Source organism: Lentzea alba (assembly GCF_047445655.1).
Lineage (GTDB): Bacteria > Actinomycetota > Actinomycetes > Mycobacteriales > Pseudonocardiaceae > Lentzea > Lentzea alba_A.
Genome location: NZ_JAJAEG010000001.1, coordinates 378,846 through 389,557 on the forward strand (window position 1 = coordinate 378,846; position 10,712 = coordinate 389,557).

General features: G+C 67.7%; 11 protein-coding genes. 7 read left to right on the plus strand and 4 right to left on the minus strand.

Annotated elements, in window-relative coordinates; genetic code table 11:
- Positions 1 to 72: 72 nt before the first annotated feature.
- The gene (locus LFM09_RS01775; RefSeq protein WP_414094427.1) at positions 73 to 1,446 is read right to left on the minus strand and encodes a hypothetical protein; all 1,374 of its coding nucleotides are present in this window, start codon (positions 1,444 to 1,446) and stop codon (positions 73 to 75) included.
- 3 nt (positions 1,447 to 1,449) lie between these two features.
- Positions 1,450 to 2,622: a hypothetical protein gene (locus LFM09_RS01780; RefSeq protein ID WP_414094428.1), complete on the minus strand. Its 1,173-nt coding sequence runs from the start codon at positions 2,620 to 2,622 to the stop codon at positions 1,450 to 1,452.
- Positions 2,623 to 2,705: 83 nt separating this feature from the next.
- Between LFM09_RS01780 and LFM09_RS01785 the strand changes: the two genes are divergently transcribed.
- The 3 genes from LFM09_RS01785 to LFM09_RS01795 all read left to right on the plus strand — a co-directional run bounded on the left by LFM09_RS01785 (position 2,706) and on the right by LFM09_RS01795 (position 4,496).
- Complete coding sequence (locus LFM09_RS01785) at positions 2,706 to 3,443, plus strand: putative protein N(5)-glutamine methyltransferase (RefSeq protein ID WP_414094429.1); 738 nt, start codon at positions 2,706 to 2,708, stop codon at positions 3,441 to 3,443.
- Between the two features lie 57 nt (positions 3,444 to 3,500).
- Positions 3,501 to 3,851 carry a nuclear transport factor 2 family protein gene (locus LFM09_RS01790; RefSeq protein WP_414094430.1) on the plus strand — a complete coding sequence of 117 codons (351 nt, stop codon included), beginning with the start codon at positions 3,501 to 3,503 and terminating at the stop codon, positions 3,849 to 3,851.
- Between the two features lie 117 nt (positions 3,852 to 3,968).
- The gene (locus LFM09_RS01795) at positions 3,969 to 4,496 is read left to right on the plus strand and encodes a DUF4865 family protein (protein ID WP_414094431.1); all 528 of its coding nucleotides are present in this window, start codon (positions 3,969 to 3,971) and stop codon (positions 4,494 to 4,496) included.
- Here LFM09_RS01795 and LFM09_RS01800 read toward each other — a convergent pair.
- Positions 4,483 to 6,477 (minus strand): intein-containing Rv2578c family radical SAM protein, encoded by a 1,995-nt coding sequence (locus tag LFM09_RS01800; RefSeq protein WP_414094432.1) that lies wholly within the window; start codon positions 6,475 to 6,477, stop codon positions 4,483 to 4,485. The genes LFM09_RS01795 and LFM09_RS01800 overlap by 14 nt on opposite strands.
- Positions 6,478 to 6,503: 26 nt before the next feature.
- Between LFM09_RS01800 and pnuC the strand changes: the two genes are divergently transcribed.
- Genes pnuC through LFM09_RS01815 form a run of 3 tightly spaced genes read left to right on the plus strand, consistent with a single transcriptional unit; the run spans position 6,504 to position 9,494 of the window.
- Positions 6,504 to 7,064, plus strand: a complete 561-nt coding sequence (gene pnuC / locus LFM09_RS01805) for a nicotinamide riboside transporter PnuC (RefSeq protein WP_414094433.1) — start codon at positions 6,504 to 6,506, stop codon at positions 7,062 to 7,064.
- Positions 7,061 to 8,119: an AAA family ATPase gene (locus LFM09_RS01810; protein ID WP_414094434.1), complete on the plus strand. Its 1,059-nt coding sequence runs from the start codon at positions 7,061 to 7,063 to the stop codon at positions 8,117 to 8,119. Before pnuC ends, LFM09_RS01810 begins: the two co-directional genes overlap by 4 nt.
- Positions 8,097 to 9,494 (plus strand): YibE/F family protein, encoded by a 1,398-nt coding sequence (locus LFM09_RS01815; protein ID WP_414094435.1) that lies wholly within the window; start codon positions 8,097 to 8,099, stop codon positions 9,492 to 9,494. Before LFM09_RS01810 ends, LFM09_RS01815 begins: the two co-directional genes overlap by 23 nt.
- Here LFM09_RS01815 and LFM09_RS01820 read toward each other — a convergent pair.
- Entirely contained in the window at positions 9,415 to 9,768 is a 354-nt protein-coding gene (locus LFM09_RS01820) for a DUF1304 domain-containing protein (RefSeq protein WP_414094436.1), read from the minus strand. The two genes, LFM09_RS01815 and LFM09_RS01820, sit on opposite strands and share 80 nt — an antisense overlap.
- Before the next feature lie 62 nt (positions 9,769 to 9,830).
- On the opposite strand from LFM09_RS01820, the gene LFM09_RS01825 reads away from it, so the two are divergent.
- The gene (locus tag LFM09_RS01825) at positions 9,831 to 10,667 is read left to right on the plus strand and encodes a spermidine synthase (protein WP_414094437.1); all 837 of its coding nucleotides are present in this window, start codon (positions 9,831 to 9,833) and stop codon (positions 10,665 to 10,667) included.
- The last annotated feature ends 45 nt before the right edge of the window (positions 10,668 to 10,712 follow it).

Here is a 10,712-nt window from a genome sequence, read left to right on the forward strand (position 1 = left end):
CCGCGCGCCCCCTCGCTCCCGAGGGGATTGTCGCGCGGATGTGACGAGCAGGGTGCCGGGGCTCCGTTCGGACTACAACCCCAGAATTCCGGCGATCCTCGGGACCAGCGTCCCCTCGACACCGTTCGTGTCGTGCTGATCCACTCCGGCCGCCAGTGGCGAGACCATCGAGTACGAGTGCCCGTAGGTGCCGACGCCGATCATGTTCGCGGCCACGTTCCACCCCGACTCGTTGTCCCCGCCCCGCTTGAGCACGTCGTGCGCGGGCACGTAGCAGTCGATGTGGTTGGCGTAAGCCATGATCCACAACGGCTGCAGCGGGTTCTTCACCACCCACTTGGCCTTGGTGCCGACGTGGTAGCCGCTGAGCACCTCGTGCGCCATCGTGAGGATGGTCAGGCCACCGAGATCGATCTTCTGGATGGTCATCGGCATTCTCGCCGACGCGGTGCGGTCGTCGAGCTCGGCGATCATCTTCCTGGCGTGCCGCACCCCGGCCTGCTCCACGCCGCCGGGCGCGTTCTGGTTGACCCGGTCCACGTAGCGCTGCCGCAGCGCGGCCCGCTCACCGGGATCGTCCAGGTTGACCGCGAGGGGCAGCGGCACCACGTCGAGGTTCGTGACGATCGGGCCGTAGATCGGGAAGAACGCGGCGTTGCGGACGGTCGCGACGATGGCGTTGGTCAGTCGCAGCGCGGCCCACGCGGTGTCGGTCTGCACGGGGTTGATGTCGCCCGCCGCGCCCTGGAAGAACACGGTCGGCACACCCAGCCGCTTCTCCACCTCGTCGACCGCGTAGCCGCAGTAGTCCGAGTCCGTGTTGTTGCCCATGTAGGGGCTGCAGACCGGGTGGCAGGTGTGCCCGACCAGCACCGCGAACAGGTTGCGGTTGGCGTCGGTGCGGCGTGCCACCAGGACGGGGACCTCGCGAGGCGTGTAGGCCAGCCCGACGCGGTTGCGGCCGATCTCCGCGAACCCCTCGGCGTACCCGAGGGTCACCTCGGTCAGGCCCGTCTGGTGGGCGCGGACCGCCGTCGCCACCACCTCGTTGACGAACGTCCTGGTGTAGGCCTCCGTGACCGTCGCCGCGTCCGCAGACCCCAGGAGCACCAGCGGATCCGGCTTCGCGCCGACCATCGGACCGGCGTGGGTGTGGCTTTGCGCGAGCACGAAGTTCCTCGCCGCGTCGACCACCCCCTCGTCCCGCAGCCGGTCGAGGATGTCGTCGTAGACCGGCTTCGGGATGCTGATCACGTCGACCTGCACCAGCACGATCCGCTGTCCCTGCGGGGACACGATGATCACGCAGCGGATCTTGAGCGGGTTCGCGGGCTCACCGGTGAACCGCCGGTCCGTGCCCCAGCCGTAGCCACCCATCGGGGTGTCGCGCGGCACCGGCAGCGGGTCGTCCCGCAGCGCCATCCGGAACTTTCCTGGCAACGGCATCGCTCAGCCCACCCTCAACTCGTCGGGGAACGTCTCCGAATGCGGCCAGTTCCCTCCAGGGCCGTCCTGCCAGCGGCGCAGCATCAAGCCGTCGAAGTTGCGCCCGAAGGCGGACAGCGTGCCGTCCGGACCGACGATCCCGGACGGTTCGCCGGTCACCACCGGCGCCAGCTTGGCCCAGTTCGACCACCCCGTGCCCCACGCGGGCTGAGACCGGTGCAGCAGCCAGTTGTCCTGCTCCGCACCGGCGCGTTTCGCGAAGAACGCCATGCCACCGGTGGGGCCGACGACGACCGAGGGCCTGCCGAGGATCCGGTGCTCGGTCCACTCGTCCCAGCTCTCCCGCCAGGGACCGCCTGCGCCGAGCTGCCAGGTGAACGTGATCCCGCCGGGGGACTCCGCGAACACCGTGATCGCCCCGGTCGGGCCGACCACCGCCGTCGGGTCGCCGATCGCGGCGTTGTTCCCGGGAACAGCCCCCCACCCGTCGCGAGGTAGCCACTCGTTGTCACCGGCGAAGCGCTGCCAGCGGTGCACGATCCCCACCCCGGACGCGGCGCGGGCGAACACCGCCATGGCACCGCTGGGGCCGACGACAGCCCACGGCCGTCCCCTGGTCCCGCCGGGGAACGCCATCGGGCCGGACCAGCCGCCACCCACGCCGTTCTGCCACCAGTGGACGATTCCCCCACCGGTGGACTGTCCGAACACCGACATCCCGTTGTCGGTGTTGAGCAACGGGAACGGTTCCTCGACCAGACTGCCGCCGAGGTTGGTCCACGACCACGTGGGGCTGCCCGCCACCGGCTGCCAGCCGTGCAGCAGCGAGCTGTTCTGCTTCGTCGTCGCGAACACCGACATCGCGCCGTTGTGGTTCGCCAGCGCGATCGGCCTGGTCTTGAGCTCGACGTTGCTCAGCTCCACCCAGCCCGACCAGCCGCCGCCCTGCTGCCAGCGGTGGTAGATCCGGCCCATCGGCCCGATCCCGAACACCACCATCCCGCGGCCCGTCTCCACCACGGCGGGATAGCCGTGGGAGAACGTCGCCAGCGCGGGCCACGCCCCCGGCGCCGCACTCGCGACCGGAAGCCTCCCCAACCCGCCCAGCGCCACGGCCCCGCCCGCCACGAGGGCACCCCTCAGCACCGTGCGCCTGCTGAAGCCCTGACTACTCATCAGCCTTTCTCCCCTCAACCATGACCGGCACTCTCTCCCAGCCCGGCTTCAACTCGGTGTCATCGCTGCTAGCGTTCGCGACGATGGGTATCGTCGATCAACTCAGGGCCGCCGGCTGCGTGTTCGCCGAGGACGAGGCCGCCCTGCTCGAAGACGCCGCGACCTCCCCCGAACACCTCGAAGAGATGGTCGCTCAGCGCGTCGAAGGCCTGCCGCTGGAGCACGTCGTCGGCTGGGCCGAGTTCTGCGGGCAGCGGATCGTGGTCACGAAGGGCGTGTTCGTGCCCCGTCACCGCACCGAACTGCTGGTCGACCTCGCCACCGAACTCAAACCGGAGATCGTCGTCGACCTGTGCTGCGGATCCGGAGCCATCGGAGCCGTGCTGCAAAGCCGCCTGCCCAAAGCCACCGTCTACGCCGCCGACATCGACCCCGTGGCCGTGGCGTGCGCGCGTAAGAACCTCACGAACGTGTTCGAAGGCGACCTGTTCGATGCGTTGCCCACGAACATAAGGGGCCGCATCGACGTCGTGGTGGCCAACGTTCCGTACGTGCCGACCGACGACATCCAGTTCATGCCGCCCGAAGCACGCGACTTCGAGGCACGCGTCGCCCTCGACGGCGGCACGGACGGGCTCGAGATCCTGCGCCAGGTCGCCCGGCAGGCAGCGACGTGGCTGCGACCCGGCGGCCACCTGATGAGCGAGACCAGCGCCCGCCAGGCGCCTTCGGCACTCGGCGTCCTCACCTCTGCCGGACTCAACGCCAGGCTCGTGACCAGCGAAGACGCGACCGCGGTCGTCGGCACGCTGTCAGCCTGATCACTGCACTCGACAAAGACCTCGACGAAGCGCGCCCAACTCCGTACAATGTACGGTATGTCGTACGACGAGGTCATGCAGTGGTTCACGCGCTGGGATGAGCTGGCGGTCAAGGGTGACGTCGAGCAGATGGCCGACATGGCGCTGTTCCCGATCAACACGGTCACGGACGGATCGGCGACGTCGTGGGACCGGGAGCGCTTCATCAAGGAGATGGGCGCACAACTGGGCGGCGGCGAGGTGAAGATGGAGTCGACGAGGACGCCGCACTTCATCAACGACAACCTGGTCTTCGTGATCACCGACGGCACGATCAACGGGTTCACCGTCCGCTACGGCGACCTGCTGGTGAAGGTCGGCGGCGAGTGGAAGTTCCAGACGATGGTCCAGGGCGGCTGGGCGGAGTGAGCCGGAACTGGTCCCGGGGTGGCAGCCAGAAGCTGACAGCCCCGGGACCAGGAGGACCACTGGCCACAAGACCCAAAACACGATGTCGGCGCTCACGAGCGCTGAGAAGATGACCGCATGATCGCGATGCAGTACGAGATCACGCTGCCCACGGACTACGACATGGAGATCATCCGCGAACGGGTCCGCACCCGCGGCCACGCGCTGGACGACTTCAAGGGACTGGGCTTCAAGGCATATCTGGTCCGCGACACCCAGTACGCGCCGTTCTACGTCTGGAACACGACGGCCGGCATGGCCGAGTTCCTGTACCGCGGCGGCGGCTTCCAGAACATCCTCGCCAGCTTCGGCAGGCCGACAGTCCTGCACTGGCCCGGAGTGGCGTTTCTACGCGGTGACGCAACGAAGGCGAACTACGCGACACGACAGATCACCAGGCTCGCGCCCGAGGCGAACCCGATCGAAGTCGTCCAAGAAGCGGAACTGGAGAAGAAGCCCGGCCTGCACTCAGCGGCCCTGGGCGTTGATCCGCGCACGTGGGAAGTCGTGCGTTTCGAACTGTGGGAGGAACACCCCGGGGAAGAGGGTGTCTACGAAGTCCTCCACTTCAGCGAGCCGGAGCTCGAAAACATCACAGCAGGGTGAGCTGCTCCTGGTCCACCCGAGGAGCCGGCACACCCACCGGCAAGCTGCCGTCGGGCCACACGCCGTCGTCGTCGCCGGGCACACCGGTGACAGCGTCGGTAGAACGCCCACGCGGCACCAACCCGTGCTTCTCGATCAACGGTACGACCCGCGCCGTCAGTCGAGCCCGGTACCGCTTGTCCACATAGGACCCAGAACCGTACAGATACCGATACGTCTCAACGAGATCGGGATGCTCGCGACGAAGCCAAGCCGCGAACCACTCCCGAGCCCCTGGCCGCAGGTGCAACGGCAGCACCGTCACCCCGGTCGCTCCAGCGGCAGCGATCTGCTCCAGCAGGAAGTCCAGCTGCTCAACGGAATCCGTCAGCTCGGGCAGCACGGGCGCCACGAACACCCCGCAGGGCAAGCCGGCCTCCCGAACCTTCCGCACCAGATCCAACCGAGCAGCGGGCGTAGGAGTACCGGGCTCCAAGGACTTGTGCAGATCCCGGTCCATCAACGCCAGCGACACCGCGATCCCCACCGGCACGACCTCGGCCGCCGCACTCAACAACGGCAGATCACGGGCCAGCAGCGTGCCCTTCGTCAGGATCGAGAACGGCGTGCGGGAGGCGGTCAGGGCCTCGATGATCCCTGGCATCAAGGCGTACCGCCCCTCCGCCCGCTGGTAGGGATCGGTGTTCGTGCCCAGCGCGACGTGCTCCTGCTTCCACCGAGCAGAACGCAGCTGACGCGACAACACCTCCCCCGCGTTGACCTTGACGATCAGCTGGCTGTCGAAGTCGCGACCGGTGTCGAGGTCCAAATAGGAATGAGTCTTGCGGGCGAAGCAGTTGTGCGACACCACACCGTTCGCGATGAAGTCACCCGTGCCGGTCGTGATGTCGTACAGCGGCACCTCGGCAAGAGCCTCGACGGACACCACACCCAACGGTTGCTGCGACTTGATCGCCACGCCGTCGATGTCGCGCTTGCGCGTGATCGCCGGGTCGACGGTGTGGAAGAACCGCAGGTTCTCCCGCAGCCCACCACGCAGACGCACGACCCGCACGCCACGACGACGCTTGAGTTCCTCGATCGCGAAGTCGAAGTGGAAGTGCTTCAGCGCAAGGACAATCGCCTCCACAACAGTCGCGTTGCGCGTCGACATGCGCAGGATGCTGCGCGAGCAGGTCCCGAGGTAGTCGAACGCGCCGGCCAGGAATCCCTTGAGCCAGTCCGGGTTCGGGGCTATCTGCCAGTGCGCGAGCTCGCGCACTTGGTGCAGAAATCCCTCGCCTTCTCGCACACCGAAGTAGTCGAGATACTCCTGGGTGCGGTCCATGGCCTCTATGTCGGCCAAGGGGATCCGGAACTCGTTCTCGTCGTCGACCATGCCGCGCAGGTAGCCGCGGCGGTAGTCGTCGGTCACGGTCGGCTGCTCGACGAAAGCCCCCGTGCCCATCAGCTTGTTGCCGGTCGTGAGGTGCGGGCGGCGGCCCGTGCCGGCGGTCTCGCCGGTCACGTGCTTCCAGCCGCGGTCGGTCAGGAAGCGGTGATCACCGGACGCGACCACCGAGGTGCCGTCCTCCAACGTCAGCCGGTACGCGAGCTTCCGCGTTTCCCAGTGCGCGAGAACGGTCGTGAGCTTGTAGCGCCGGTAGTTGCCGACGAGCTCTGTGCCGTAGATCTCGTCGCCGACCCGCAACGACGACAGCGGCTTGGTGCGGCCGTCGCCCATCAGGATCGGTGTGTCGCCGGCCAGGCAGTAGGTGCAGGCGTGTGAGCAGCCCCGATACGGGTTCACGGTCCACGAGAAGGGCAGCGATGATCCTGGAACCCCGTTGAGCACGGATTTGGCGCGGACCTCGTGGAACACCACGTCCGCGAACTCAGGAGTTCGTACGCTGCGCACCAGTCCCGGTAGCCCCGGTAGTGCCTGCTGCGGCTCTGCCTCGAGTTTCTGTCCGTCCCATCGCACACCTCGATTCGAACACATGTTCGAACAGCGGTCAAGGAGCGCACGTGTCACCCATTGAGGTAGCAGGCTTCATCACCGGCGCACTCTGCGTGTGGCTCGTCGCCCGGCAAAACCCCTGGAACTGGCCCATCGGCATCGCCAACAACATCGCGTTCCTCGTGCTGTTCTGGGGCAGCGGGCTGTACGCGGACTCAGGGCTGCAGGTCGTCTACATCGGGCTCGCCCTCTACGGCTGGTGGGCGTGGCTGCGCGGCGGCGACCAGCACACGGCCCTCAGCGTGACCCGCACGACGCAGCAGCAGTGGATCTGGCTCGCGGTCGCCGGGGTGCTCGGAACCGGGCTCCTGCACTGGGTTCTCGTGACGTTCACCGAGTCGAACGTGCCGTTCTGGGACGCCATCACGACGGTGTTGTCGCTGCTCGCGACGTGGGGGCAGGCGCGCAAGAAGGTCGAGTGCTGGTGGCTGTGGATCGCCGCGGACGTGATCTACGTGCCGCTCTACGCGTACAAGGAGCTATATCTGACAGCAGTGTTGTACGTGGGGTTCATGGTGCTCTGTGTGATCGGGCTGCGTTCGTGGACGCGGGACGTGGTGCGCGTATGAAGGAGTTCGAACACGCCCTGGTGCTCGGCAAGTTCTACCCACCGCACAACGGGCATCACCACCTGATCGAGACGGCGGCATCCAGAAGCGAACGCACGACCGTCACCGTGCTCGCGGCGTCAGCGGAAACCATCCCGCTCGAACATCGCGTGCGGTGGCTCACCGAGACCCACCCCGACCCGAGCATCCGGATCATCGGCGACCTCGACGACCACCCGATGGACTTCGAGTCCGACGAGATCTGGAACCTGCACGTCGAACTGACGCGCGCAGTGCTCGCCCGGCGCGCGATCGCGGACGGCGACCCGTCGAAGGCTCCGGTCGACGTCGTGTTCTCCAGCGAGAAGTACGGCGAGGAGCTGGCGCAGCGGCTTGGCGCGCAACACGTGCTCGTCGACCTGGACCGCCTCACGCACCCCGTGTCCGGAACGGCGGTCAGGACCGACCCGCTGGCGAACTGGCACCACCTCGCCCCCGCGACGCAACGAGGCCTCGGCAGGAAAGTCGTGGTCGTCGGAGCTGAGAGCACCGGCACGACAACACTGTCCAAACAGCTCGCCGAGCACTTCGACGCGCCGTGGATCCCCGAGTACGGCCGCGAGCACACCGAACACAAACTGCGCGCCGCGCGGGCGTTCGACACCGAGGCCACCGTGGACAGTCTGGTGTGGACGCTGGGCGACTTCGAAGACGTTGCCCGCGAACAGGAGCGGCGGATCCACGCCGAGACCGCGCCACTGGTCGTCGCGGACAACGACGCGTTCGCCGCGACCGTCTGGGGCGAGCGCTACCTCGGTTTCCGGCCAAACGTCTTCCGCGGCACCGAACCGCACCTCTACCTGCTGACCGACCACGTGGGCGTGCCGTTCGAACAGGACGGCTGGCGCGACGGCGAGCACCTGCGGGAGTGGATGACCGGCCTGTTCGAACAGGAGCTGGCGGCGCGTGGTGTGCCGTGGCTGAAGCTGACCGAGGACCGGTTCGCGACGGCCGTCACGGAGATCGAACGGCTGATGAGGCAGGATGTCACGCGTGGGTCACGGACACGGGCATAGCCACGCGCAGGAGGCAGAACCCGCGTCGCAGCGCGTGCGCACGTTGCTGATGTGGCTGTTGGTGCCATTGGCGCTGGCCACGATCGTCGGTGCGGCGCTGCTCTACCCGTTCGGGCACGAGCAGAAGACCGGCGCCGAGGTCGGGCTGCACCAGCAGCCGGTCAACGCCGTCGTCACCGGCGTGCAGGAGAACTGCGGCGAGAAGTGCATCGCGGTGACCGTGCGGATGTCGGACGGCGCCGCGAGCGGCCAGAGCATCACGATCCCGAGCGTGCACGGCCCGGGAGCACCGCACTTCGACGTCGGCGACGAGGTCGTGCTGTCCTATTCGGGCAGTCAGCCGCAGGCCGCCGAGTCGTACCAGATCGTCGACTTCCAACGCGGCTGGTCGCTGGTCGTCCTGGCCGTGCTCTTCGCGGCGGCCGTGTTGCTGCTCGGCCGGTGGCAGGGGCTCGCGGCGCTCGGCGCGTTGCTGCTGAGCTTCGTGGTGCTGGTGCTGTTCATCATGCCGTCGATCCTCGCGGGCGAGAACCCGCTGATGGTGGCGGTGGTCGGCGCCGGGCTGATCATGTTCGTGGTCCTCTACCTGACCCACGGCATCTCAGCCAGAACGTCGACGGCCGTGCTCGGCACGTTGGTCAGCCTCGCGCTGATCGGGGTGCTGGGCGCGCTGTTCTCGGCGGCCTCGTCGCTGACGGGCCTGGACGAGGACACGATCAACCTCGTCACGGTGCTCGGCACGGACATCGACACGCGCGGGCTGCTGCTCGCGGGCACGCTCATCGGCGCGTTGGGTGTGCTCGACGACGTGACGGTCACACAGACCAGCGCGGTGTGGGAGCTGCGGCGCGCGAACGACAAGCTGACGTGGCGCGAGCTCTTCGCGGCCGGGTCGCGGATCGGGCGCGACCACATGTCGTCCGTCGTGAACACGCTCGTGATGGCCTACGCCGGCGCGGCGCTGCCGTTGCTGCTGGCGATCTCGCTGGCCGGGCGGTCGATGGGCGAGATCCTGACCGCGCAGCAGATCGCGCAGGAGATCGTGCGGACGCTGGTCGGCAGCATCGGCCTGGTGGCGGCGATCCCCGTGACCACCGCGCTGGCCGCGCTGGTGGCCGTGCGCCAAGAGGTCGCCCCAGCCGTTCCGGAACCTTCCGTGCCCTCAGAGCCCGAAAAACCTGCCCGAAAGCCTGCTGCCAAGCCTGCCGCCAAAGAGCCTGCTGCGCAGCGGCGGAACCGGATCGAGGGCGACCTCTTCATCGGCTACGACCCCGACAAGGGGCCGTGGGAGCGACCTACCGAGCGAGCAGCACGAAGAGCAGCGCCAGCGCGCCAGGCACCACCTGCACGAAGAAGATCTTCCGGCTCGCCGTGAACGTGCCGTAGATGCCGGCGACGATCACGAACACGGTGAAGAGCACACTGGCACCGAAGTCCTGGCGGATCAGCGCGTAGATGAGGCCGGCGGCGAGGAAGCCGTTGTAGAGGCCCTGGTTCGCGGCGAGGGACTTCGACGCCTCCGCGAACTCCGGGGTGATCCCGAACGCCTTCTGACCGCGCGGTGTCGTCCAGAGGAACATCTCCAGCACCACGATGTAGATGTGGATCAACGCCACCAGGGCGATCAGGATGTTGGCGATAACCTGCACTTAGGTCCTCCTCTGGAGCGACGCACACCCCAAGAAGCGATGAGTACTGAGAGAATAGAGCAGTGGGAAGACAGCGGCCCGACACCGAGACGATCACCGAGTCGATCGACTCCGGCGTTGCCGAACTGATCCCCGACATCGGTGGTCGTCGCTCGTGGACGTTGCGGGTCAACGGAACCCCACAGTCGCATGTGGACCTGGACGATCCGTCGTACCTGGAGTTCGAGTACGTCCGCCGCCTCGGTCACATCGTCGATCTCACCGCACCCTCGCGTGTGCTCCACCTCGGTGGTGGCGCTCTCACGCTAGCGCGTTACGTGGCCGAACTGCTCCCCCGCGCGTCTCAGCAGGTGGCCGAGATCGACGCTGGGTTGATCGCGTTCGTTCGCCGCGAACTACCTCCACCCCCGCGAGTGAAGATCACCACAGGCGACGCACGCGCTGTGCTCGCGCGCTCCCGGCCGGGCTCGTTCGACCTGATCGTCACGGACTGCTTCGCCGGTGCCCGCACGCCCGCCCACCTGACGTCGGTCGAGTACGTGCGGCAGGCGTCGGCGGCGCTGGTCGAGGACGGGGTCTACGCGGCGAACATCGGCGACGGCAACGGGCTGCAGTTCGCACGGGCGCAGTGCGCGACCGTGCGCGCGGTGTTCGAGCATGTGTGCGTGCTCGCCGAACCAGGCGTGTTCCGCGGGCGGAGGTTCGGGAACTTCGTGATCTTCGGGTCGCACACCGGGTTGCCGATGCAGCAACTGATGCGCGCCACGGCCGGAGATCCGTTCCCTGGGCGGGTCGAACACGGCACGGGCCTGACGAAGTTCATCGGCGGTACACCGGTCACGACCGATGAGACGGCGACTCTCTCGCCCGCGCCTCCTGCCGGCCTCTGGGGCACCTGACCGCCGGCGCACGCCACCGCTGGCCTCCCCGACACCTGACCCGCT